Here is a 25,667-nt window from a genome sequence, read left to right as displayed (position 1 = left end):
ATTCGCCGGGATTTAGGGCATAACTATTGCAGTCACAGCTTCATGATTATCTGAAGAAGGGGAAATGAGCATGATGCAGCTGTGGCGTGATTATGATCCCGGTGAGTTCTACGATGAGCTGATGCATGATCAGCATCAGCCAAGACACTTCAGTTATAAACTGCTGGATTATCTGAAATCCATGCGAAAAGAGGCATTCGAGCAGCGTATCGTTGATTCTGAACTCGAAATTCTGGAGCGTGGTATTACCTTCACGGTCTATAGCGATGCCGGCAATATTGATCGTGCCTGGCCCTTCGATATCATTCCCCGCATCATTCCCAAAGGCGAATGGGATTGCACCGAAAAGGGGCTGGTGCAACGAATTCGTGCCTTAAATATGTTCATCAATGATATTTACAACGATGGCAACATTATTCGTGATGGGCTGATTCCAGAAGAAGTTGTGCTGCAATCCAAAGGTTACCGACCTCAATGTAAAGGCATGCAACCTGCACACGGGATCTGGGCGCATATTTGTGGTTCGGATTTAGTGCGTGATGACAACGGCACGATGTATGTATTGGAAGACAATTTACGGGTGCCATCCGGTGTTGCCTATATGCTGGAAAACCGCAAGACCACCAAGCGTGTATTACCGGAATTATTCAAATTACTGCATATCAGCCCGGTCAATGATTACCCTTCACACCTTTCTGCAATGCTGGCTTCGCTGGCACCCGATGACATAACACATCCAAAGATGGTTTTACTGACCCCGGGAATCTATAACTCAGCTTATTTTGAGCATGCTGCATTAGCTCAGCAAGCGGGTTTGATCTTGTTGGAAGGCGCCGATCTGACCGTTGGCAATGATGGTTATGTCTATATGAAAACCATTCATGGTCTGGAACGAGTCGATGTCATTTATCGACGCATAGATGATGATTTTATTGACCCTCTGGTGTTCCGTGAGGATTCTACACTTGGTATTCCCGGCATTATGCAATCCTGGCGCGAAGGAAAAGTCGCCATTGCCAATGCCCCCGGCTGCGGTGTTGCCGACGATAAAGTTATTTATGCCTATGTGCCGGCAATGATTCGCTATTACCTCAACGAAGAACCTTTGTTACCCAATGTACCAACCTGGATGTGTCGAGATCCGCACCAACTTCAGCACGTTCTCGACAACTTAGCGGATCTTGTCGTCAAACCTGCTAATGAGTCCGGTGGTTATGGCATGCTGGTTGGGCCGCATTCCAGTGAAGAACAAATAGAAGCTTTTCGCCAATTATTAATCGACGATCCTAATAACTACATCGCCCAACCGACCCTAAAGTTATCGGTATCCCCCACCAGTTGCGGCGATCATATTGCGCCTCGTCATGTGGATTTACGGCCATTTATCCTGTCTGGTAAAAATAACTACGTCACACCTGGCGGGTTAACCCGGGTAGCACTCGTCAAAGGATCGCTAGTTGTTAATTCTTCACAGGGTGGTGGCAGCAAAGATACCTGGATAGTGGATGACTCACATTTTGGAGGGCTTAACTGATGTTGTCGCGGGTAGCTGAACGGGTTTATTGGTTGGCCAGATATCTGGAGCGGGTCGAAAATACCGCCCGTTTAATCAATGTCCATACCGGGCTGCTGATGGATTTACCCAGAGACGTCGAAATAGACTGGTTTACCTTAGTCACCATTTTTGATGCGGAAATGTTTTATCACGCAAACTTTGAACAGATTAATGAAAATAATGTGATGCAATTTTTGCTGGCAGAACCCAATAACCCGATATCGCTACTTAATTCATTATCCGCCGTTCGGGAAAATGCCCGCACCTCGCTGGACATCCTGCCGGAAGAAACCTGGGAACAGGTGAACGAACTGTATTTATTGGTTAAAAATGAAATGGCGGCCATCAGTAACCGGCGTCGCCGTCAGCAATTGCTATTGACCATCATGGAACGCTGCCAGACAGTGTGGGGCATATTGGTCAATCATATGAGCCGGAATCATGCCTATCATTTCATGCAAACGGCCAAGCATCTGGAACGCGCCGATATGACCAGTCGGATCCTGGAAATGACGTCATTACTGATGGCTGAAAACCGCAGTGAATCGATGCGTGCAGCAGAAGGCATTTTATGGACACATTTATTACGCGCATTAAGTGCTCAGCAGATGTACACTCAGACTTACAGTTCATCCGTTAACGCCGATGGCGTATTAACTTTTCTGATTCGAGATGAGGCTTTTCCACGTTCTTTATTCTTTTCGCTTAAAGCAATTGGACGTTATTTGTGGCCTCTTCCTCAGTCAGCAAACACATTGGAACACCATCAAAAAATCATGTCTGAAATGTTTAACGAAAATCTGAAAGAACTTCCAGCCGAGATGATCTATACCCGAATGGATGAATTACAGGCAAAACTTGCTGAATTGAGTTCTCAGATAAGTCAAAAATGGTTTCACCCTGATAGATCGGTCGCATGAAACGTTTTTATTGCCATTGCGGGCAAGAAGTTTTTTTGATAATACTTACTGCAACAGCTGTAACAGTATTTTAGGTTTTGATCCTGAGCAGCAAAAGCTCATCAGTATCGAGCCTTACAAAGGCCAGTTTCGCTCGGTAAAAAATCCCGACAAACGCTATAAACGCTGCGTTCATCATCAACACCAGATGCAGTGCAACTGGTTATTGTCTACCGATGATAACTTTACCCAATGTCTATCGTGCCGGTTGACACGAGTTATTCCCAATCAAAACTATCCTTATAACGTTAAACGATGGTCGGTATTAGAGTCAGCAAAACGCAGGATGCTGTATGGCTTGCTTCGGCTTGGCTTACCTATCGATAACTGGCCAGCTGATGATATTCAACGATTACAGTTTCACTTTCTAGAAGATCAGATTAGCAATCCGATTGATGGTCATGAGCAGGTTTTCAGTGGTCATGCGGCAGGTATCATTACCTTAAATGCTTCAGAAGCGGATAACAGCTATCGCGAAGCAACCCGAGAGGCCATGAATGAGCCTTATCGTACGTTACTAGGCCATTTCCGTCATGAAATCGGGCATTTCTACTGGGAAAAACTGATTAAAAACCAGCCAATTTATGATGCGTTTAAAGCATTATTCGGTGATGACACTATTGATTATCCGCAGGCTTTGGCAGCTTATTATGAGGCTGGCCCTCCCGAAGATTTTCAGCAGGAGTTTATTTCAGCTTACGCCAGCGCCCATGCCTTGGAAGACTGGGCTGAAACCTGGGCACATTATTTGTTGATGCATGAAACACTGGAAACGGCGGTGGAGTTTGAGGTTATTCGCCCCCCGAAACAGATCGGGAATTTCATGTCTGGTTATCAGAATGGATGCAGTTAGTACTGGTGTTGAATGCGTTGAACAGAAGTATCGGTAATGCAGATGCCTATCCATTTGTGGTGTCAACCGCGGTGCAGAAAAAGCTGCAATTTATCCATGATCTAATGCATGATATTTAACGTTAACGACGTTTTTTACTGTTCACTAAACCTGGGCATCTCGGTAAAGGCCTGACGAAGCTTATCCCCCCACGCCTTTCTCAATTCAATAAGATATGGGTGCTCTACTCCAAACCGGTAGTGATTGCTAACATTGTAACTGTCTTTTTTGTACATCAGTACTTCAATGGGTGGTCCGACACTGACATTACTCTGCATGGTAGAGTCCATTGAGATCAGTGAACAAGTGGCTGCATCCAGTAAAGAAGTATCCGGCCGGATAAAACGATCCAGCACCGGTTTGCCATATTTGCTCTCACCAATCTGCAGATAAGGGGTCTCTTTGGAACTGGTAATGTGATTACCCTGCGGGTAAATCATAAACGCCTGCGGAGGACCACCCTGAATCTGACCGGCCAGCAATAACGTGGCTTCCGGGGCAAAGCCTGAAGCTTCATTTTCAGAATAACGGCGGATTCGACTACTGAGGATTTCACCGATGTAATCAGCCGTATCAGAAAGATAACTTAAGGTATTTAAATTACGTGCCTGACTTTCACGAATATCGCGATGAATCTGTTCAACCACAAATTGTGTAGTCGCCAGATTACCTGCACTCATTAATACCAGACAACGATCAGCATGGGTCTCAAACCGGGTCATCTTGCTGTAGGTGCTCACCTGATCGATTCCGGCATTGGTTCGGGAATCGGATGTCAGCACTAATCCTGCATCTAAGGTAATGGCTACACAATAGGTCATACATGCCTCTGAAGTAATCCTGACAAAGATAGTCGACATTTAGCTGCAGAGCAATGCCCAAGAGGGGTTATTTAGTGTTCTTGATAGGGATCAGAAAGCAATGTTGGCAACAAGTGGTAAATGATCTGATGCCTGTCTTGCTAAAACAGATTTATGAACTGATAGTTTAATGTTGCTGCGTTGCGGAGCAATCCAGATTCTATCCAAAGCGAAAATTGGCCAGCGTGCCGGGAAAGTAGCCAAGTGTGGTGGCGCGCTGAAGTGTCTGTGTAACCAACGCAATGGACGCCCCCATAACAACCACTCATTCACATCCCCCAGTAAACAGCTTATATCGGCTTCCTGTTGTGATTTAACATCGAGTAACTGCTTAACCTGCCAACGCCGCTCTGCCGGTTTCAATCCTAAATGGGTCGCAATCACTTGCAGTTCATAGCCGGCAACATCAAAAGTAGCTTCGATGGCTCCTCGTGGCTCGAAACCGGCAACACTTAAGTCAATATGTTTGAAGGACTTTAATGGTAACTTTGTTAACAGGGCATTTCCGTAGTGACGAGTTTCCCGAAACAATGTGGGTCCAGCAATGGCTTCATGGCCCGTCTGATAGGCCAGATACTCGAGTAGGTCCAACTCATCAATCGAATGGTGTTCGACTTCCTGTAAAGCAATAATATCGGCATCGATTTCTTTTAAAACGGCAGCGATACGCGCAGGATCAAATTTTCCATCCCCCCTATGCAGGCATGAATATTATAAGTAGCGATCTTGAGGGTATTTGGTCGTTTTATTTGGGTCACGTATCTGTCGAAATTCTGTTAAGCCATTTTTTGACACCGTACATCAAGCTACCAATCCCTAAAATCACCAATACAAAAATTATAATCTCGAAAGGTTCAGGGTGTTGGACGACTTGTATAAGTGAATTTGCAAAAACGGTTATGGCTAAAATACCCGGCAACATTCCCAGCAGAGTTCCCCAGATAAAATCTCTCAATTTGATATGGGATGCACCTGCTACCAAGTTTATCAGGGTAAAGGGAGCGACAGGAATAATCCGAACGGTAATAATTGCCATTACACCATGATTGGCCAAGCGTTTTGACAGTCGGTTTAATTTTGACCCAGCCATTTTGGACACACTTTTTCGCCCCAGCCACTCACCAACGATATATCCCAATATCGCACTCAGCATTGACCCCAGAATAGCGTATATACTGCCCGGCCATGCACCAAAACTGATCGCAACGGCCACGACTAATAAGGTCAGCGGTATTGCAAATAAACCGGCAATAGCAAAACCTGTAATCACAATAAAAGGAGTAAAGGGACTGTCGTTGAGGGTCTCGATCATAAGTTGAAGATTTTCAGCCGTTAACCAGTCATTGAGTGGCGTCCACTTCCATAAAGCGGTCATTGCAATGACGGCTAATAAGACTAATGCCGTGATAATGATCTGTTTTTTAGGGGACTTCGGCTCATCAATAGGCACCAGCTTCCGGCTCATTTCAACGGAGTCTACCGGACGCTCAGGATCGATATAGTCAGCTGTCGGGGTTAATTCATCGATACTCTCATCAACTTCACAATTTAATCTTCTCAAGGTACGTGGAAACTGTTCCCGGGAATTAATCAGCGTAAGCAGCGAATCATGTTCTGCCAGCAATTCTTCCAATACATCAACCGCAATATCAAGATGTTCACTGAGCAGTCTATGACGTAAGGCCTTTATCGCATCAGACTGTTCTGCATTGTCTGCTTCAATTGCCAAATCACATTCACTATCAAGCCCCATCGAGCGATTACTTAAATTAGCTGACCCCACTCGCAAAAAAACATCATCAACAATCATCATCTTGCTGTGCAGACTGATATAACTATTACCTAATGCTTCATGATGCGGGTAACAAATCAACAGACGGTCATGTTTATCGGCTTCACAAAGCTTTCGGCAAATCCTGGAACGCAATACATCCATCGTGTGTTGTTCAAGCCAGCCACCGGTCATGCTGGGACAGATAATCACAACTTCCGGGCCACTCTCTTCCTTCAGTCGCTGGGCTAAAACCTCTGCCACTTTCCAGGATGTAAAATACTGATTTTCTATGTATATAAGGGTTTGGGCCGCCGCAATAGCATCAAGGTAGAGTAATTCCACTTCGGTAATTTCCCTGTTTCCCTTAAATTCCGGCAGGGTTCGGGCAATGGCAATGTTGACCTGTCGAAAATCAACCTTGATATCTTCAGGCCAAATATCATCCTGGTTTGCGGAGGGGGAGCCAGCTGCTCACCCGTTGCTTTTTGCCATCGTTCCCGCGACAGTTCCGCCAGACTCTTTGCCGCTTCCCCATCGACAATCATCTGCATATCATGGAATGGAGGGTAGAGCTCATTATCAGGGTCAATACGACGTTTATCATCAGGTGCATGTTCACTGCTATCCCAGCGATGTTTACCTGGATCGATACCGCCGCAGAAAGCGATTTTATCGTCAATTACAACGACTTTTTGATGCTGTGAACCACCAAATGGGCACTCGCCATCAAGCTGATAATGTAAACGGGATTGCTTTTTCCAGCCGGGACGAAACAGGGGTAACCATTCGCGCTCAAGCGTATAGAGCATTGCCCAGTCCCAGTTGAGGATATAAATATTTAGCTCAGGCTTTTGCTCAAGAACGGCATTTATCAAATCTCCTAATTCAACAGGTAAATCCGTAGGGGTCTCACCTCTCACCAGTCTCAGTCGGCTATCAATATCCCAGGCAAGAATATAAACAGCAGATTGAGCTTGTGAAATGGCAGCATGCAAGGCGCTAAAGTAATTTTCACCATCCACCAGCACGGAGGCTCTATCAGCCTGAACATACCGCCAACAGTTTTCTTCGTGGCGGATAATTTTTTTATCATGCATATTCAGAATGAGCTCCCTGCAATAATCGATTATCAATCAAGCGTAGCATAGCAATGCTGGATTCAAATTTACTCAGGTTAACCACCAAGTGGTTATAAATACGATCTTATTCATCAATAATCTGCTAAAGATCAGAAATACTGCATGAGAAAAGTGATTAGCAAGAATATTGGCAAGAAGCGGCCCACCAGATATATTCGCCACTCCCACCAATGTGAATTGGTCCCCAGAACCGAATGAATTTTAGTTGGGGGGATAAACCAGCAAAACAAGGCGGCGCCAATGATGCCAGACAGGATAATAATATTACCGCCGGCAATCCTGTCGACCATGTCGAGCACGGGCTCACCCGCTATCTGTAAATTCATTGGAGTAAAACTCAGAGCCGAGGCCGAGCCGATAATCAACATCACTAATGCTACCAGCATAACCGCTTTAACATTCGTGATGCCGAACTCTTCGGCAAAAGCGGAGACAACGACCTTTAATCCTGCCAGCGTTGAGGTAAATGCTGCAGCAAAAAACAAGACAAAAAAAACAATGCCAAAGAACCATCCCGCTGACATTTCTGCAAACACTTTAGGCATGGTGGCAAAAGCCAACTGGGTACCTTCTTCTGGAGACAATCCCTGACTGAACACAAATGGAAAGATCATCCAGGCAGCAAGCAAGGCAATTGATGTCTGAAAGACCGCAACGATAATACACGCTCTTGGAAGGTTAGTTTTTCGCGGAATATAGCTGCCGTAGGTGATTAAATAGCCTTGGCCAATTGCCAGCGTATAAAAAGCCTGGCCAAAAGCAAAAACCCATAGTTCGCCGCTGGTTATTTTATTCCAGTCAAACTGGAAGAAAAAATTAATGGTTTGTTCCCAGCCGGAAGTTTTACTGGCCATTACCACTAAAAAAATCATTACCGCCAGTAGCACCGGCATCAGAAATTTTGACAATCGCTCAATTGATTTTAGACCGTTAATCAGGACGATCGAGGCCAATCCAATAATGACCAGAAAATACCAAAAACTGTTATAGCCCTCGGTAAACTGATCAAATACCCTTAACTCTCCTCGGCTGGCATCAATAGCATAGCCCAGAGTCCAACCGGTAATGACGAGATAATAACTGGTAATAGCAATTGTAATGGTCACAACCAGCCAGCCGTAATAGCTTCCCAGACGATTCACCTGTCTGAAAGTTGCAACGGTATTGCCATGGGTAAGACGTCCGGCTGCCACTTCGAGCATCATGATTGGTAACACGACGATAAATAACGCCAGCAAATAAGCGATGACAAATACGCCACCACCATTTTCGCCCACGATATAAGGAAACCGCCATAGATTACCAAGCCCAACAGCTGCTGCTGCCATCGATGCTATAAAGGCCGGTTCAGAGCTCCATTGTTTTCTCGATTGAATGATAAAACTTTGGTCTGGCATAAAAATCTTCCGTTTCAAACATCCGAGTTGAACGGTTTAAAGTTAGTTGAACAAAAAAGAATTACTGCGGAATGACGCGATAGTAACCGCTTTTCCCACGTATTAATAATGCCGGGGTTCTGGCGGGTAACATTTCTTCAGCACTTTCGACTGCCTGAACAATAGCAACTTTGTTGCCCGCGGGTTTATCCAGAATGTATTCAACACCCAGCTGGGACTTAATCTTTTCATCAAAGAACTGGCCAGCCAATGCCCCGCCCACCAGCGCCACAATAGTAATGGCTACGCCTGCAGGATTATCCGCCTGGGTAATTCCGTAAGCAGAAGCTCCGGCAACTGTTGCACCAACCGCAGCGCCCCAACCTGGACGTTTATCACCGAGCCCTTCAATCCTGACCATACGAGATGAAATGATCCAGACATCTTCAACCGCCATGATCTCACCAATTTCATCTCGATAGTAATTACTCTGTGTACGTGATGCACAGGCAGTGATAACCGGTAATACCATTAATGTAATCAAGAGCCATCTGGTTAAATCTCGAGACATATTTCATCCTGATTATTGTTCAAACGCATTTGAATAGATTGTTACCCATAAAGAATAAGATAGTCATCATGATTGTACTTATTTTTACGAAGAGCATTATTCGCCATATTATTTAATGCATATCATGCCTTTTTTGCATAAGTCACGTCTTTATCATGGGTAAAGTTTTCTTCGTGATGTCGCAAAATTAGCTCTGGGAGAAATTTCGGCTATTGCTATGTATTGGCAATCAAATATTCAATAATGGCATGGTTGGTGGGGAAAGTAGCTTTGCTCAGTTATGTTGAAGTATGAATGGGGGTATTAACCAGGATATTAGCTGTTTGCCTACCAAAGGCTATTTGGTTAAACGTTATTGTCGTGAAACTCTCTCCACTCAGGCTGCAATTGATACGCCTGACACCAGTTCATAATATGTTGAGCCGGCATAGGTCGGGCAATCTGGTAACCCTGTGCATGATCACAGCCCATCGATAACAGCATCAAACCATGCTCGACAGTTTCGACGCCTTCGGCAATCACTTGTCTGTTAAAGGCTTTGGCCAGGCTAATCACACCATCTACGATATTATAATCGCTGGCATCCTCTAACATATCCCGCACAAAGCTCTGGTCAATTTTTACTGAGTTAGCCGCCAAATGCCGCAGATGGGTTAGCGAGGAATAGCCGGTGCCAAAATCATCAAGTGCAATCAGAACCCCTACCCGCTCACGGCAATCATCAATAATACGACTGAGTGTGGTCACATCACCCAATGCACTGCTCTCAAGAATTTCTAACTGTAATGACGCTGGCCGTATATCGTGGTAGCGATTTAAAATCTGCTGTAAAGACTGAATAAAGTTTTTGGCATGTAAATGATTTGCTGCAATATTGACACTCACTACGATATCCAAACCACCCTGCTGCCAGTACTGTAATTGCTGCAAAGCTGAATCAATAACCCACAGTCCCAGCTCAAACTCGAGCTCAGAGCCTTCCATATCCGTTAAAAAATCGCCAGGAAACAACAATCCACGCTGCGGGTGCTGCCAGCGAATCAAAGCCTCTACTGCAATTATTTCTCCAGTTCGCATATTTATTTCTGGTTGATAATGCAGAACAAATTCATCGTTTAACAACGCCTCACGTAACCGCTGTACAACATGATGCTTTTGAATAACCTGCTGGTTTAGTTCCGGGTTGAATAATCTGGACTTATTGCGCCCAGTCATCTTTGCTTGATACATCGCCTGGTCGGCATGACGCAGCAAGGTATCCAAATCCACATTATCCATTGGATACAGGGCGACGCCACTGGAGGCACTGATGGTAATGCGCCTGTTATCTATCCAATAAGGCTCTGCAAGAGTCTGATGCAATCTGATGAGTAGCTGCTCACATTGCTCATAGGAATTGATATCACGAAATAAAATAGCAAATTCGTCACCACCAAAGCGGGAAATAGTATCTTCCTCCCTGACGCTGGCACGTAGCCGATCAGCCACTTCAATCAGTAATAAATCGCCCACATTGTGGCCATAGGTATCATTGACCGGTTTGAAATCATCCAAATCCAGAAAACAGATCCCTAACCAAGTACCTAAACGCTGACTGTGAGCCACAGCCTGACTGAATCTGTCAGCAAATAATACCCGGTTTGGCAAGTGAGTCAGCACATCGTAATGTGCCATTAGCTCAAGCTTTTCCTGCTGCGTTTTTGATTGGGTAATATCGGAAAACAAGCCTGCGTAATATTGCTTGAGGCCTTGAGGATTGGTCATCGCCGTGATGGTCAGTTGCAATGCATACAAATGTCCATCTTTATGCCGATTCCAGATTTCACCTTGCCAATGTCCGTGATTTTCCAGCTTTCGCCACATTTCCTCAAAGAAAACATCATCATGTTTGCCTGATTTCATTATGGCGGGTGTATTTTGCAACGCATCCTGAGCGGTGAAGCCGGTAATTTCAGTAAAAGCCGGGTTAACTTCCAAAATTCGCCCCTGGATATCGGTTACTACAATTCCCTCATGTGCCTGACTGAAAATCTGCTCTGAAAAGTGAATTTTCTGTTCTGCCAGCTTACGACTGGTTAAGTCATAAACCACCAGTAATAACTCTCTGTTCACAGCCGCATCCAGCGGTGAAACTGAAAGCATCACATCGCGCGGCGTACCATCTTTACAGTGAACTTTGATCTCAACAGAGTGCTCGGGTAACGCCTTGGCATCAATGGTCGAATCACACCAGGCATTTATTTTTCTCAAATATTCCTGATTGATATCGGTTTTATTCCACCAGATAGCAAGACTAGGCAGATCGGCAGTGCTGTAGCCATAGAGTTCGGTAAAAACAGGGTTAATAAAACTTACTTTCCGATCCCTTGCCACCATAATATAGGGGATGGGAGATGAGTCTATTACCTGACGAAACTTCAGATTGGCCAGAGAAGCTGTAAACATGAAGCGTACAAAAGCGGTCAATAAAGCAAAAATCCCCAATGCAACCACAAAAACCAGAATTCTGGATTGCCATACATCATTGTTAATGGTTTTCCAGCCCCCTTCAGGTTGTCCTGTCAGCAGCCAATAGCCGTCCGGTAAGGCCAGCGGCATGGTTAAGACCGGGTCTTTAAACAGGGAAGCGTCACCAAAAAATACTTCGCCAGCGGAACCAAGACCATCCTTCCCCCGAATGGCTATATCAATTGGTAACGTCTCATCCTTAAGGCCTGAGGCCTCAAAAAAGGCCTCAACGTCAATAACGGCTGAAATAATGCCCCAAAAATATTCATCTCCTTTCTCATCGTTAAGATAGACCGGAATACGAGTAATCAATCCGATCCCACCCTGTTTAAGCTCAAGAGGACCAGCCAGTACCAGTTTTCGATTTAATCTCGCACGTTCAGCCGCATCTTTTTGTGTGGGCTCCTGAAGGTAATTCAGACCAATAGCCTGTTCATTTCCTGCTATCGGGTACATATAACGAATAACCATTTCGGGGGCAGCAGCAATATTTCGCAGTTGCGTGTGTTCACCAATCAAATGCTGCATGGCAATTGCAAATTGCTGCTGGGTTAAGTCAGGATTTACGGCAAATAAGCCTGGCAGGCCACGTACGATCTGAATATGGTTCTGTAAATTTGTAACCAGATTGTTATGCAAAATACTCAGGTGCTGCTGAGTTTCCGCCAGCAAAGCATTTTTATGCCGATCCTGAATAACATAATCAAGATAAGTTGCGGCAACCAGAATCAGCAATGCGATTATGGCAATCATGCTGTTGAAAACCGGTTTAGTTGCGATAAAAGGACGCATTTGCGATCCGTGAAATAGCCAATACATACAATATATTACAGCTGGAACAATGTGATAAAAAAATGATTGCCGAACGATGTGTTACAGGTCACAACCTGTTCTAACCAACAGGATTACTATTAGGCCACTTATTGCTACGGCAAAATCTTGATTTATCATACAGTTACGGTAACAATGAAACCTCGAATAAATACTGTCCTAATTCCATCAGCCAATTATGAAGATCTGAATGAATTGGTGAACGGACAAATGACAAATCAAAAACGAACGCCGGGTACTTCGAATCGCATGGTAAAACGTAAAGCTATTCCTGCTTATATCGCTATCTTTGCTGATTTGATGACATTATTGTTATGTTTCTTTGTGTTACTTTTATCCATGTCAGAGCTGGATGTTGTGCGGTTAAAAATGGTTGCCCAATCCATGCACAACGCTTTTGGCGTTGAGCAGCCCGAAGAACCCGATCCCATCCCAAAAGGCACTTCAATCATAAGGCAAACCTTTTCTCCAAATCCTTCTGATATGACGGTCATTCAGGAGGTCCGACAGGATGCTGATCCTAATAACCCTATTCTTGAAACCTCTGATCTCAATTTATACATGCAAGCCAAGCAACAACGGCAACTGAGGGAAATCAAAGAAGCCTTAAAAGAACAAATTGATGAAGGACTGCTACAGGTTGAAACGAGAGAGGACCGGGTGGTCATCACCATTGATGAGCAAGCCTCCTTTCCTTCCGGTCTGGCCTCGATAAAACCGGCCTTTGTTCCTGTTCTGAAGACTATTGCAGATGCCCTGGCAAATATTGAGGATCCACTGGTCGTTTCAGGGCATACTGATGATCGTCCATTGAGTACATCACAATATCGTTCCAACTGGGAGTTATCCGGTTCACGTGCCACTTCCGTGGTGCATGAACTGCTTCGCTATCCAGAATATCAAGCCGAACGTTTTCGTGTTGAGGGCTATGCAGATACACGTCCAATCACAGAGAATGACACTGAATCAGGTCGAGCACGCAACCGAAGGGTAGAAATAGCTGTCCTCACTCAGTAAGGGCTGTGATGCCTTGATTATTTATGGTACAACCAAGCAACGACGCAATGTTTGCTCCGCCATCCCAGAGGACCTAGGAACACTCCATGAAAACATCTGATCTACTGGTTAAAGCGTTAGAAAACGAAGGGGTCGAATATATTTTTGGTATCCCTGGCGAAGAAAATCTCGATTTCCTTGATTCACTACAACATTCCTCCATCAAACTGATTATTACCCGCCATGAGCAAGGCGCAGGATTTATGGCGGCTAATTATGGACGTTTAACCGGCAAACCCGGTGTATGTCTGTCAACTCTGGGGCCTGGCGCGACCAATCTCATCACCCCCGCGGCTTATGCCCAATTGGGTGGCATGCCGATGTTGATCATTACTGGCCAAAAACCGATAAAGGCCAGTAAACAGGCACTCTTTCAAATTGTCGATATCGTTAACATGATGCGGCCTATCACCAAGTTCACCAAGCAGTTAGTGCATGGTAATACGATTGGTGCTGTGGTTCGGGAGGCCTGCCGTCTGGCGGTTCAGGAACGTCCCGGCGCCGTGCATATCGAATTACCGGAAGATATTGCTGCTGAAGAAGTTCAGGACAGAATTTATGTAGTCGAAAATATCCGCCGTCCGGATGCTGATAACACGGCAATAAAAGATGCGCTGGAAATGATTCGCAAGGCCAATATGCCACTGTTATTGATTGGTGCCGGGGCAAACCGGAAACGTGCCAGCAAAGCGTTAACCCGTTTTGTCGAAAAAACCGGGATTCCGTTTTTTAATACGCAGCTCGGTAAAGGCGTTATTGATGAGCGTCATGATAGTTATCTCGGTACAGCGGCATTATCCGAATCCGATTATCTGCACTGCGCCATCGAACGGGCAGATTTAATCATCAATGTCGGCCACGATGTTGTAGAAAAGCCTCCTTTCTTTATGAAAGATGGTGGGGCACCAGTTATTCATATCAATTTCCAGCCGGCTGAAGTCGATCCGGTGTATTTTCCACAACTGGATGTCATCGGCGATCTTGCCACGTCAATTAATCGCTTATCAGATGCCCTGTCACCACAGTCAAACTGGGATTTTTCCTATTTCTATCGTGTTAAACAGGAAGTTCAGCAACGCCTGGGGCTTTACAGTGATGATGATCGTTTTCCAATTTTACCGCAAAGCGCAGTCACCACCATTCGTGCAGCGCTGGGTGAAAAAGATATCCTGGCGCTGGACAATGGGCTTTACAAGATCTGGTTTGCCCGGAATTATCAATGTTATGAAAACAACACACTGCTACTGGATAACGCGCTGGCAACAATGGGGGCCGGCTTACCGACAGCAATGTTGGCCAAACTGATAAACCCCGATCGTAAAGTAGTTGCGGTCTGTGGTGATGGCGGGTTTATGATGAATTCGCAGGAAATGGAAACCGCGGTTCGACTGAAACTGGATCTGGTGGTGATTATTCTTAATGATAACGCCTACGGCATGATCAAATGGAAACAGCAGGGAATGGGATTTAAAGACTTCGGTCTGAATTTCGATAACCCTGACTTTGTGAAATATGCTGACAGCTATGGTGCCATCGGACATCGACCATCCAGCTATATTGAGTTCGATAAAATGCTGCGCGAATCACTCAATAGCCCCGGCGTACATTTGATTGATGTTGCCATTGATTATTCTCTCAACCACTCAATACTTAATGAAGGGTTGAAACAAAAAATCTGCATTCTATAAGGAAGCTTTATGTCTAGCGCACCTCACTTCGCCCTGAACCTACCCGGCGTAGCAGCCAAACAACGGGCACAGATTGATGTGACCAATCCATATAATGATCAGCTGATCGCTACCGCTGATGTGGCAGATAGCAACGCCGTCGAAACCGCCCTGCAAACTGCAAATAGTTTATTTACCGATAGAAGCAAATGGCTTTCTGTTCCACAGCGTTTGGCGATTTTGGAAAAATCGCTTGAATTAATGCAGCAGCAATCTGATGAGCTGGCCAAAGGCGCTGCTGAAGAGGGCGGCAAGCCGTTAATTGATTCCAAAGTCGAAATGGTGCGTTGTATTGATAGTATTCGGCATTGTATGGACACCTTGCGTCATCAAACGTCGCATCCGGTTCCGATGGGTGTTAATCCTGCTTCACAGCATCGCTTAACCATGCTGCACAAAGAGCCAATTGGTGTGGTGGTTGCCATCAGTGCCTTTAATCACCCGTTAAATCTGATTGCTCATCAGGTGGGACCGGCAATTGCTGCGGGATGTCCGGTAATTGTCAAACCGGCTGAAAACACTCCGTTATCCTGTTTCCGTCTAGTCAAAATCTTCCATCAGGCTGGTTTACCCGCTGAATGGTGCCAGGCTTTACTGACCGAAAATCATCAGGTTGCTGAGCAACTCGCCACCGATCACCGGGTCGCTTTTTTAACGTTTATCGGCAGTGCCAAAGTAGGCTGGTATTTACGTTCCAAACTGGCGGCTGGAACCCGCTGTGCATTGGAACATGGTGGCGTAGCACCGGTAATCGTCGATGAAAAAGCCGATATTGATGCAGCCATTCCTGGTTTGGCCAAAGGCAGCTTTTACCATGCCGGTCAGGTGTGTGTGTCAGTTCAGCGTATTTTTGCTCATCATTCGATTGCACGTGAGCTGGCTGACAAACTGGCAGTGGCAGGCAATAAAATGCAGATTGGCGACCCATTATCTGATCAAACGGAAATCGGTCCTTTAATTCGTAACAGTGAAATGACCAGGGTAAATGACTGGGTACAGGAAGCAGTAAGCCAGGGCGCAAAATTATTATCCGGCGGTGAAGCTATGGCAAATAACTGTTATGCCACGACTGTATTATTTGATCCGCCAGCAGATGCCAAAGTCTCCAAAAGCGAAATTTTCGGGCCGGTGGTCTGTGTCTATCCTTATCAGAATGTGGATCAAGCGATTGCTGAGGCCAATAGTCTGGATTTTGCCTTTCAGGCGTCTGTTTATAGCCAGAATATTGATAATGCCATGTATGTTGCAGAAAGACTGGATGCTTCTGCTGTGATGATTAATGAACATACTGCATTTCGGGTTGACTGGATGCCATTTGCCGGCCTGAAACATTCAGGGCATGGCACCGGTGGCATTGCCTACAGCATGGAAGATATGCAGATAGACAAAATGATAGTGCTCACCTCTAAAAGTATCCCTTAGGTGTGAATCCCATATTGCAGACAAAAAGAGACCGCCCGAGGGCGGTCTTAAAATTTGAGAGAGAAAAAGTACTTGCTACTGCGTCATTGCCCGTAACATCCAGGCAGTTTTTTCATGAATTCGCATACGGTCAGATGCTAATGCCGACGAAGATTCGTCATCTGCTGCTTCTGCCAATTTCAATACTTCACGGCAGGTTTTCACCACTAATTCGTGGTTATGCGTCAGAATTTCGGTCATTTCCATCGCATCTGGTACACCGTCTTTTTCCTTGATGGAGCTTAATTCAGCAAACGCTTTATAAGTACCTGGAGCTGAGACACCCAGTGTTCTGATTCGTTCCGCAATATCATCGACGGCTGTAGCCAACTCGACGTAGTGTTCTTCAAACATCAAGTGCAGGTCACGAAAGCGTGGACCCGTGACATTCCAATGGAAATTATGGGTTTGCAAATACAGGGTGTAAGTGTCTGCCAATAATTTTTTCAAACCTTCGGCGACCTTTTCTCTGTCTTTCTTATTAATACCAATATCAATCGAACTCATAAATTTACCTCCTGATAAAATTCGAAGTCTGCCGTGATATCACGGCGACCATGATCCATATTTGTTTAGTTCACATCGTTCAGCGAAATACCAATCGCATCCGCCACACCTTTACCGTAGGCAGGATCTGCTTTCAGACAATTGCGAATATGACGTTTCTTAACTTCGTCATCAGCACCATCAATTGCCCGAGCAGTATTTTCAAACAGCACTTGCTGTTTCTCTGGCGTCATCAAACGGAACAAGTTACCGGGTTGTGAATAGTAGTCATCATCATCTTCCCTAAAGTTCCAATGATCTGCAGCACCATTGATGGCTAATGGTGGTTCACTGAAATCAGGTTGTTCCTGCCATTCTCCATAGCTATTAGGTTCATAGCCTTTAGTACTTCCGTAATTGCCATCAACTCGCATTGCCCCATCGCGATGATAACTGTGATAAGGACATCTAGGCGTATTCACCGGTATCTGATGATGATTAACCCCTAACCTATATCTATGGGCGTCACCATAAGAAAACAACCGTCCATGCAACATTTTATCTGGCGAAAAGCTAATTCCAGGCACAACGTTAGCCGGTGTAAACGCTGATTGCTCTACGTCTGCATGGTAGTTTTCTGGATTACGATTAAGCTCCATTACACCAACATCGATCAGCGGATAATCTTTATGGGGCCAGACTTTCGTTAGATCAAACGGATGAACGTGATAGGTATCCGCATCTTTTTCAGGCATGACCTGCACTTTCAATTCCCAGCGAGGATAATCAGCGCGATCAATTGCTTCAAATAAATCCTTTTGATGACTTTCACGATCTTCGCCGACGACTCTGGCCGCCTCTTCATCGGTCAGGTTTTCAATACCCTGCATGCATTTGAAATGAAATTTCACCCAAAAGCGCTCGTTATTGGCATTGATAAAGCTATAGGTATGACTGCCAAAGCCATGCATATGCCGGTAACTTTTCGGCAGACCGCGATCACTCATCACAATCGTGACCTGATGTAACGCTTCTGGTAATAATGTCCAGAAATCCCAGTTGTTCTGCGCGCTACGCATATTGGTCTTGGGATCCCGTTTCACGGCATGATTCAAATCTGGAAACTTCAACGGATCACGCAAGAAAAACACCGGAGTGTTATTACCGACCATGTCCCAGTTACCTTCTTCGGTATAGAACTTAACGGCAAAGCCACGAATATCACGCTCTGCGTCTGCCGCCCCTCTTTCACCGGCAACAGTGGAGAAACGGGCAAATAATTCCGTTTGTTTTCCCACTTCAGCAAAAATTTTGGCACGAGTGTATTGGGTTATATCGTTGGTCACTGTAAACGTGCCAAAAGCACCCGAACCTTTAGCGTGCATCCGTCGTTCTGGAATCACCTCACGATCAAAGTGAGCCATTTTTTCCAGAAACCAGACATCCTGCATCAATAACGGGCCACGAGGGCCAGCTGTCATGCTGTTCTGGTTATCTACAACCGGTGCACCACCAATTGTGGTAAGTTTTTGTTTATCTGCCATGTTCGCCTCCTTGAGGGCATTAAATAAAACTCATCTTTGTGAGTTTTTAATGACTATAGGCGAAACAGATGAATCGGTAAAACAACTAATATCAATAACATTAATCGCTTTTATCAATAAACAAAAATTTTCGATATCACTTATCTTAAAGATCGGTACTCGCCTTCACGGCCCTGTTTACTTAATACGAGCTGCCACAGCTGGCCTTGTTTGGAGCGAAAGAAACCGGCACAGCTATGCAAATAATACTTCCACATACGGTAAAACCTTTCATCATAATGGGTGGATAAATCTGGCCAGGCTTTATCGAAGTTTTCCCACCACGCCATCAGTGTTTTGTCATAATCCGTGCCGAAGTTGTGCCAGTCCTCAATGACAAAACGGCTATTAAGGACTGATGCCAGTTCTGCTGCTGAAGGTAATTTGCCATTGCGAAAGATGTATTTATCAATCCATGGATCCACTTTAAGTGACGTGGCGTGAATGCCAATGGTGTGCAGTAGGAACAGTCCTTCCGGTTTGAGCAGTTTCATTGCACTGTCAAAATAGATCGGATAATTCTTGGGCCCAACATGTTCGAACATACCGATAGACACAATTTTGTCGAATTGCCCTTCTAAATCCCGATAATCCATCAATTCAATCGTCACTGGTAAACCGGCACAACGCTCTTGGGCGAGGGTTTGTTGCTCTTTTGAGATCGTAATGCCATGAACTTCTACGCCATAATTCTCTGCAGCATATTGAGCAAAACTGCCCCAGCCACAGCCAATTTCAAGCACCCGTTCACCGGGTTGAAGCATGAGTTTTCTGCAAATCAAATCCAACTTATGCGTTTGGGCCTGGGCCAGATTATCCGCCTCTGCCCAGTACCCACAGGAATAGCTCATTGTGGGGTCGAGCATCGCCTGAAAAATATCATTACCGGTGTCGTAATGTTTTTTGCCTACTTCATAAGCCCGTTTGCTGGTTTGTCGATTGAACAGGTTCTGGCGAAAGATTTCAAAATACAGTCTGAATTTGGCGATACCGCCCAGATGTTTTTCGATATCAACTTTAAGTAAGCGGTGAAACAGCTCATCCAGTTCATGGCTCTCCCACATGTTATCCATATAGCTTTCGCCAAACCCCAGAGAACCCTGCGTTAAAATCCGCCGATAAACTCTTGAATCAAACACCTGAATGTCCCAGGGCTGATCACCATTAAAACTGACACCGGCGAGATCAGCTGCCTCTTTTAAAATGGCGGGTGGGGAAACCGTTTGCGTTTGACTTTGCCGTTCTTCGCTTAACTTTATGCGAGACGCCTTTGAAGTGGATTCAGTCATAGACGGTATTGCTCCTCTACTCTTTCGGGTTTACAGCCTTACCATAGCTTAAAAATAAAATGATTTGTATAAGGGAATTACTGATTTCTCAGCTTTTACCAGCTCTGATAATGAAATTAAAATTTTAAACATCAAAAAGATAACTATTCACCTCTGTTCGCTTAAAGTCGACAATACAAATGCCGATAAACACTACAAATGAAAAAAACGTTCATTCGTAATTAAATGATGAACGTAGAGATAGAATTAGATCACCTAGGACAAGATCATGAAAAAAAACCTACCAATAACTAATAACGAAGTGACCTTTCCCGAAGGTGAAGAAATCATTTCTACCACCAGCCACAAAGGAATCATTACCAGTTTTAACAACACCTTTCAGAAAATCAGTGGATTTGAATCCGATGAGTTATTAAACAAAAATCATAATGTTATTCGACATCCAGAAATGCCTCCGGCAGCATTTGATGATTTATGGAAAGCAATGAAGTCCAATCATCACTGGATGGGAATTATCAAAAATCGTACTAAGAATGGCGATCATTATTGGGTCGATGGCTATGTAAGCCCAATGATCGATAATGGACAAGTCACTGGATATGAATCTGTCCGCACCAAACCAAGTAGAGAACGCGTTGACAGAGCAGAAAGAGTTTATCAACGAATCAATAATGGCAGTTCAGCTAGGGATGGCAGCTTCCTGGCAAGGATGGACCTGAAAACACGTTTTATGCTCGCGCATACCCTGGCCTTGTTGAGCGCTATTGTTGTAGCAGGTTTATTATTGAGCACCTCCCCTGTTTATGCCATGACCGCCGCTTTAATCATTGCCTTCTCGGTATTTTTCATATTGTCCGTATGGGCATTTTCACCGTTAAAACAAGCTGCACAAAAGGCTCGACAGGAGATAGATAATCCACTGATGGCATTGATATATACCGGTCGTTCAGACGAGATTGGGCAAATTCAATTGCCCACTGAATTCTTACGTGGCCGGCTTGGAACGACCCTGGGCCGGATCCGGGATTCTGCATCCAGTATCGAAGATGAAGCGGATGAAAGCGCCCGTTCAGTGGCTGATATTCAAACTGCTATCCGCCAGCAATCCATGCGTATGGAAGAAGTCGCCACTGCAATGACTGAAATGACTGCCAGTATTCAGGAAGTAGCCAATAATGCCGCCTATGCTGCCACCAAGGCACACGAAACAGATGAACTCTCCAAAAATGGGGTCAATAGTGCCTCTAAAGCAGTAAACTCGTTAAGTGATCTGAGTACAGCCATTGGTAATATTTCCACCGTGGTTGCGCAGCTGGATAAAGACACTCGTAATATCGGTCAGATCATTGAGGTTATTACCAGTATTGCCGATCAAACTAATTTACTGGCATTGAATGCTGCCATCGAGGCAGCCCGGGCTGGAGAACATGGGCGTGGTTTTGCTGTCGTTGCTGAAGAGGTCCGCTCACTGGCCAGCAAGACACAACTCTCTACCCAGCAAATTCAGGATTTAATCGGCAAGCTTAATGATGCGGTCAAACAGGCCGTTATAGTCATGGAGCAAAGCCAGGAGACTAGCGAAACCAGTGAGCTTCATGTTAAAGCCTCGATTCAGGCGCTGGAAACCATCGCTAATGAAGTCAGTAATATCAACGAATTAAATACACAAATCGCCACGGCCGTTGAACAGCAGAGCAGTGTCAGTGAGGATATAAACCGAAATATCGTGCAGGTGAATGAAAGTGCCGCTCAGGTAACACATGGTGCTGAGATAGCGGATAACGCTGCCCATGGTCTTTCAACTCAATCACACCACATGAGCGATATGATTAAACGTTTCCAACAGGGTTAAGTTAATGTTTGCCGAAAACGATTAAGCTTCAATTAAGCCTTCTTCGTTACCATTTTGATTAATCATAAAGATTATTTTGGGATAATTATGCAACGTTCATTTTCTTCGGTACTGCAATTAATTGGCTTAACGCTTACTTTAGGGCTGCTCGCCAGCCCTGTGATGGCTGATGATGTCAGTCATTCTGAAGCACGAATGCTGCGTGAATCCGGAAAGATTCTGCCATTAGAAAGCATTCTTGAAACCGCCAATAACTATCGTAAAGGCGAAGTTATTGATACAGAGCTTGAGCGGGATGACAGTTTGCTGGTCTACGAAATTGAAATACTGGATGATCAAGGACGGGTTTGGGAACTTGAATTTGACGCAACAAATGGCGACTTGCTCGAACTCGAACTGGACGATTAAACATGCGGATATTGCTGGTTGAAGATGATGTGCTGATGGGGCCAACGCTACAGAATGCATTATCACAAGCAGGTTATGCCGTTGATTTGTCTGTCGATGGCATTGATGCTGAAGCCCTGGGCGATATTGAGCCCTATGATCTGATTGTTCTGGATCTGGGTTTACCGAAACGTTCCGGGATGGAAGTTTTGCAAAACTGGCGTCATCGCAACAATCATGTGCCCGTGGTTATCCTGACAGCAAGAGGCAGTTGGGAAGAAAAGGTGCAGGGCTTTAAAGCCGGCGCTGATGATTACGTTGCTAAGCCGTTTCAAACAGAAGAACTATTGGCTCGAATCAGTGCGGTGCTGAAACGTAGTTCAGGTACCAGTGGAGGACCATTACAGGTCGCCGGATTACTGCTTGATGAAGATGCCCAGTCCGTTAAATTAAAAGATGGCCGTTTTTTTAACTTAACTGGGACGGAATTCCGACTGTTACGCTATTTTATGTTGCATCCAGGCCAGGTTATTTCGAAAAGCCGACTGACGGAACATGTCTATGAATATGACAGTGATAGAGACAGCAATGTTATTGAAGTGTATGTCAACCGACTACGCCAGAAGGTAGGCACAGATTTGATTCAAACCCGTCGTGGGCAAGGCTATATTTTCGGATCGGCATGAGCTCACTAAAACGCCGACTGTCGATTGGTCTGACGTTTACTCTCAGCCTGTTAATTTTGCTGCAATGGGCACTTATAACGCTGGTCATTGAACGTGTTACCGAAACACAACTCCTGGAACGGTTGGAAAGCGAGACTGAAGGGCTGCTGGCTAGCGTCGAAATTAATCCTGACGGTTCCTTCGACCTAAGCTCGCTTCGTCTCAGCAGTTTGTATCAACGACCTTTTTCTGGTCATTACTATGTAGTGTGTACTGAAAAAATCTGTAAACAGTCGCGATCTTTATGGGATGAATCATTAACCATCGAACAACTTGCCAGTGGACAGAAACGCCAAACATTAATCGATGGACCGAATGATGAAAGACTGTTCAGCCTGCAACGTGGCTATTTCAAGCAAGGACAAAGCCTGACCATTATGGTGGGGCAAAATATCAGTGAACTGAATGAAGATATATCGCATTTTCAGATGCTGTATTCACTGGTATCAGGTATTGGTCTGATTGTTCTGCTGATAATTCAGTGGTTGATCGTTGGCAAAGCATTACAACCTTTACAACGCCTCCAGCAACAACTCTCAAGATTACGCAGAGGTGAAACGGAAAAAATTGAAACTCAGGGGCCTGAAGAGATTCAGCCCATGATACAAGAGCTGAACCGTTTATTGGTGACCATGACTCGCAAAACCCAACGCTCACGTGCTGCATTAGGTAATCTGGCACATGCTCTAAAAACACGTCTTACGCTATTGAATCAAACCGCTGAAAGTAGCGAACTGAAAACGCTTCCGAATATGCAAAAAGCATTACATCAGGTCAGCCGGGATATGGGACAAACCATCGAAAGAGAATTAAAACGTGCCCGTTTACTAGGTTCGCCGATGCCGGGTCAAAAAGTCGATCTGGAACATGAGATTGCTGAGCTGAGCCGGACCTTACAGTTACTTTATCGAGATAAATCACCCGTTATCGACTGGGAAATTGAACCTGATTTACAGTTTTTTGGTGATCGGGAAGATTTGCTAGAGATGCTGGGTAATCTGCTGGAAAATGCCTGTAAATGGTGTCGTAAACGCGTCAATATTACTGTTTATCAAAACCATTATTGTTATTTTGTGGTTGAAGATGATGGTCAGGGCTGTGATGAAAGTAAATTGTCACAACTACCACAACGAGGCTTCAGAGCTGATGAGTCGGTACCTGGGAGTGGGCTTGGGCTGGCCATTGTGTCTGACATAGTAGAAAGTTATAGTGGCGAAATGTTGTTCAGTCGTTCTGCGATGGGCGGATTGAAAGTGGAAGTCCGACTGCCATTAATTGTATAAGGAACTCGCCTCGGCGGATTCCCTAGGACTTGTTGATCTTTCATCTCCGCCTCTGTTGTGAGCTGAAAAAGCGTCAATCAAGGCACGAGGAGCGCCTTTTGTGAGATACATCCATGTATCTCACCCCGAAGGGGCTTGCGCTCACAAACGTTTATCTCCATGGATGGAGTGTATGCAAAAGCAATGTCTGGAACATTGCTTGTCCTGACGTTTTTGTAGTTATTCTAAATAAGTAACGAGCAAAGCTTCCGCATCCTGCTCACGCCCCTGACCTACATCCATGTAGGCCACGCAGACCGGCGCGCGCCTCAATGGCGCGCCGGCATATGATGGGCAAGGATGCCCAAATGCCGCGATAGCAGGGATAGCGATAGCGGCCTGTCCATCCGTGGACATAAGTGGCGCTTTTTCAGTCACAACCCGCAGGGCTGGGGCTATTTTTTCGTTCTACAAGACGGAAAAATAGCCGCCAGCAGTGGAGGATATGAAAGATCAACAAGCCCTAAAAAATGCTTTAGAACAAGTCCCAATCTCGACTGACTTTTCTGACTTCACCGGTTTCTGCATTGATATAAACATCCCATTCCTTGCCATCTTTACCCAACACTTCCATTTCATAATCCCATCCACCAAAAAATGCACGGTTCTCCAGGTCAATATCATCAATGATGCCTGGCTTGGCTTCCAGCGCAATAGATTTTGCTTCCTCTATACTAATCAAACCCAGTTGTTCACTTTTTGTTTCGATCTCATGTAAATCATCTGCCAAAACGGGAAAACTCATTATAGAAACCACCGAAAATATCACTAAACTTTTCATCTTTGACCTCTTTTATTATTAACAAAATCTAAAGATATAAAAGTAAAATTAATTAAAACTGAATTTTAACTTTATATTATATTTTTTATAGATAAAAAAACGGCCCGTCAAAGACGGGCCGCTGCTTTTTACGCCAAGATAGAATTAACTATCAATCACGTTCAACCTTACGAAGTTCACCGGTTTTGGCATGAACATCAATATCCCATTCAGTGCCATCTTCCTGAACAACTTCAACTTCGTATTCCCAACCGCCGCCGTTATCAATACTGTCTAATTCGATATCTGTAACCACGCCGGATTTTTCAGTTAACGCAATATTTTTAGCTTCTTCACTGCTGATTAAGCCAAATTTTTCTGCTTTCATTTGCATAGTGGCAGGATCATCATCTGCAACAACAGCTGCCGTTGAAAACGTTAAGGCTGAAGCAAGTAAAGTTGCCAGAGTCATTTTGTTTAGTTTTTTCATTTTTGGTACTCCTTTCCGATTAAGGTGAGCCCACTTTACAAAACCAAACTTAAATCAAACTGAA

At 44.8% G+C, this 25,667-nt stretch carries 24 protein-coding genes; 11 read left to right on the top strand and 13 right to left on the bottom strand.

Annotation, left to right across the window (positions count from 1 at the left end):
- The first annotated feature begins 70 nt into the window (after positions 1-70).
- The 4 genes from AC08OG_RS01340 to AC08OG_RS01325 are packed head-to-tail and all read left to right on the top strand — an operon-like array spanning position 71 to position 3,486.
- Positions 71-1,534, top strand: a complete 1,464-nt coding sequence (locus AC08OG_RS01340) for a circularly permuted type 2 ATP-grasp protein (RefSeq protein WP_292354375.1) — start codon at positions 71-73, stop codon at positions 1,532-1,534.
- Positions 1,534-2,475 carry an alpha-E domain-containing protein gene (locus AC08OG_RS01335; protein ID WP_482929918.1) on the top strand — a complete coding sequence of 314 codons (942 nt, stop codon included), beginning with the start codon at positions 1,534-1,536 and terminating at the stop codon, positions 2,473-2,475. The genes AC08OG_RS01340 and AC08OG_RS01335 overlap by 1 nt, the downstream gene beginning before the upstream one ends.
- Before the next feature lie 10 nt (positions 2,476-2,485).
- Entirely contained in the window at positions 2,486-3,367 is an 882-nt protein-coding gene (locus tag AC08OG_RS01330) for a zinc-binding metallopeptidase family protein (protein ID WP_482929917.1), read from the top strand.
- The gene (locus AC08OG_RS01325; protein ID WP_482929916.1) at positions 3,358-3,486 is read left to right on the top strand and encodes a putative zinc-binding metallopeptidase; all 129 of its coding nucleotides are present in this window, start codon (positions 3,358-3,360) and stop codon (positions 3,484-3,486) included. The genes AC08OG_RS01330 and AC08OG_RS01325 overlap by 10 nt, the downstream gene beginning before the upstream one ends.
- A 15-nt stretch (positions 3,487-3,501) precedes the next feature.
- Here the strand turns inward: AC08OG_RS01325 and AC08OG_RS01320 are convergent, their stop codons facing one another.
- The 7 genes from AC08OG_RS01320 to AC08OG_RS01290 all read right to left on the bottom strand — a co-directional run bounded on the left by AC08OG_RS01320 (position 3,502) and on the right by AC08OG_RS01290 (position 12,426).
- Entirely contained in the window at positions 3,502-4,227 is a 726-nt protein-coding gene (locus AC08OG_RS01320) for a proteasome-type protease (protein WP_292411609.1), read from the bottom strand.
- Between the two features lie 90 nt (positions 4,228-4,317).
- Positions 4,318-4,896, bottom strand: a complete 579-nt coding sequence (locus AC08OG_RS01315) for an endonuclease/exonuclease/phosphatase family protein (RefSeq protein WP_482930564.1) — start codon at positions 4,894-4,896, stop codon at positions 4,318-4,320.
- Positions 4,897-5,020: 124 nt separating this feature from the next.
- Positions 5,021-6,382: a VTT domain-containing protein gene (locus AC08OG_RS01310; RefSeq protein WP_482929915.1), complete on the bottom strand. Its 1,362-nt coding sequence runs from the start codon at positions 6,380-6,382 to the stop codon at positions 5,021-5,023.
- A complete protein-coding gene (locus AC08OG_RS01305) occupies positions 6,328-7,137 on the bottom strand; it encodes a hypothetical protein (RefSeq protein WP_482929914.1) in 810 nt (269 codons plus the stop codon). Before AC08OG_RS01305 ends, AC08OG_RS01310 begins: the two co-directional genes overlap by 55 nt.
- A 131-nt stretch (positions 7,138-7,268) precedes the next feature.
- Positions 7,269-8,576 (bottom strand): sodium-dependent transporter, encoded by a 1,308-nt coding sequence (locus tag AC08OG_RS01300; protein WP_482929913.1) that lies wholly within the window; start codon positions 8,574-8,576, stop codon positions 7,269-7,271.
- A 61-nt stretch (positions 8,577-8,637) separates the two neighbouring features.
- Positions 8,638-9,126 carry a hypothetical protein gene (locus AC08OG_RS01295; RefSeq protein ID WP_292354361.1) on the bottom strand — a complete coding sequence of 163 codons (489 nt, stop codon included), beginning with the start codon at positions 9,124-9,126 and terminating at the stop codon, positions 8,638-8,640.
- 345 nt (positions 9,127-9,471) lie between these two features.
- Complete coding sequence (locus tag AC08OG_RS01290; RefSeq protein WP_482929912.1) at positions 9,472-12,426, bottom strand: bifunctional diguanylate cyclase/phosphodiesterase; 2,955 nt, start codon at positions 12,424-12,426, stop codon at positions 9,472-9,474.
- A 249-nt stretch (positions 12,427-12,675) separates the two neighbouring features.
- On the opposite strand from AC08OG_RS01290, the gene AC08OG_RS01285 reads away from it, so the two are divergent.
- The 3 genes from AC08OG_RS01285 to AC08OG_RS01275 all read left to right on the top strand — a co-directional run bounded on the left by AC08OG_RS01285 (position 12,676) and on the right by AC08OG_RS01275 (position 16,670).
- A complete protein-coding gene (locus tag AC08OG_RS01285; protein ID WP_292354357.1) occupies positions 12,676-13,482 on the top strand; it encodes an OmpA family protein in 807 nt (268 codons plus the stop codon).
- Positions 13,483-13,568: 86 nt separating this feature from the next.
- A complete protein-coding gene (locus AC08OG_RS01280; protein ID WP_482929911.1) occupies positions 13,569-15,209 on the top strand; it encodes an acetolactate synthase large subunit in 1,641 nt (546 codons plus the stop codon).
- A 9-nt stretch (positions 15,210-15,218) separates the two neighbouring features.
- The gene (locus AC08OG_RS01275; RefSeq protein WP_482929910.1) at positions 15,219-16,670 is read left to right on the top strand and encodes an aldehyde dehydrogenase family protein; all 1,452 of its coding nucleotides are present in this window, start codon (positions 15,219-15,221) and stop codon (positions 16,668-16,670) included.
- Positions 16,671-16,745: 75 nt separating this feature from the next.
- Here AC08OG_RS01275 and AC08OG_RS01270 read toward each other — a convergent pair whose 3' ends face one another.
- The 3 genes from AC08OG_RS01270 to cfa all read right to left on the bottom strand — a co-directional run bounded on the left by AC08OG_RS01270 (position 16,746) and on the right by cfa (position 20,067).
- The gene (locus AC08OG_RS01270) at positions 16,746-17,216 is read right to left on the bottom strand and encodes a Dps family protein (protein WP_292354352.1); all 471 of its coding nucleotides are present in this window, start codon (positions 17,214-17,216) and stop codon (positions 16,746-16,748) included.
- 65 nt (positions 17,217-17,281) lie between these two features.
- On the bottom strand, positions 17,282-18,739 hold the full coding sequence (locus tag AC08OG_RS01265; protein WP_292354351.1) for a catalase: 1,458 nt from the start codon (positions 18,737-18,739) through the stop codon (positions 17,282-17,284).
- A 140-nt stretch (positions 18,740-18,879) separates the two neighbouring features.
- A complete protein-coding gene (gene cfa, locus AC08OG_RS01260; protein WP_482929909.1) occupies positions 18,880-20,067 on the bottom strand; it encodes a cyclopropane fatty acyl phospholipid synthase in 1,188 nt (395 codons plus the stop codon).
- Positions 20,068-20,335: 268 nt separating this feature from the next.
- On the opposite strand from cfa, the gene AC08OG_RS01255 reads away from it, so the two are divergent.
- The 4 genes from AC08OG_RS01255 (at position 20,336) to AC08OG_RS01240 (ending at position 24,314) form a co-directional block, all read left to right on the top strand.
- Positions 20,336-21,919 carry a methyl-accepting chemotaxis protein gene (locus tag AC08OG_RS01255; RefSeq protein WP_482929908.1) on the top strand — a complete coding sequence of 528 codons (1,584 nt, stop codon included), beginning with the start codon at positions 20,336-20,338 and terminating at the stop codon, positions 21,917-21,919.
- Between the two features lie 87 nt (positions 21,920-22,006).
- Positions 22,007-22,327, top strand: coding sequence for a PepSY domain-containing protein (locus AC08OG_RS01250; RefSeq protein ID WP_318988903.1), 321 nt, complete (start codon positions 22,007-22,009; stop codon positions 22,325-22,327).
- 2 nt (positions 22,328-22,329) lie between these two features.
- Complete coding sequence (locus tag AC08OG_RS01245) at positions 22,330-22,992, top strand: response regulator transcription factor (protein WP_292354344.1); 663 nt, start codon at positions 22,330-22,332, stop codon at positions 22,990-22,992.
- Positions 22,989-24,314 (top strand): ATP-binding protein, encoded by a 1,326-nt coding sequence (locus AC08OG_RS01240; protein ID WP_318988902.1) that lies wholly within the window; start codon positions 22,989-22,991, stop codon positions 24,312-24,314. Before AC08OG_RS01245 ends, AC08OG_RS01240 begins: the two co-directional genes overlap by 4 nt.
- 219 nt (positions 24,315-24,533) lie before the next feature.
- On the opposite strand, the gene AC08OG_RS01235 is transcribed toward AC08OG_RS01240, so the two are convergent.
- The 3 genes from AC08OG_RS01235 to AC08OG_RS01225 form a co-directional block, all read right to left on the bottom strand.
- Positions 24,534-24,710 (bottom strand): hypothetical protein, encoded by a 177-nt coding sequence (locus AC08OG_RS01235; RefSeq protein ID WP_482929907.1) that lies wholly within the window; start codon positions 24,708-24,710, stop codon positions 24,534-24,536.
- Positions 24,711-24,828: 118 nt separating this feature from the next.
- Positions 24,829-25,098 carry a PepSY domain-containing protein gene (locus tag AC08OG_RS01230; RefSeq protein ID WP_482929906.1) on the bottom strand — a complete coding sequence of 90 codons (270 nt, stop codon included), beginning with the start codon at positions 25,096-25,098 and terminating at the stop codon, positions 24,829-24,831.
- Positions 25,099-25,285: 187 nt separating this feature from the next.
- On the bottom strand, positions 25,286-25,603 hold the full coding sequence (locus tag AC08OG_RS01225) for a PepSY domain-containing protein (RefSeq protein WP_482929905.1): 318 nt from the start codon (positions 25,601-25,603) through the stop codon (positions 25,286-25,288).
- Between the last annotated feature and the right edge of the window lie 64 nt (positions 25,604-25,667).

The organism is Methylophaga sp. F7 (genome assembly GCF_056863975.1).
This window is presented reverse-complemented; position numbering and strand designations above follow the sequence as displayed.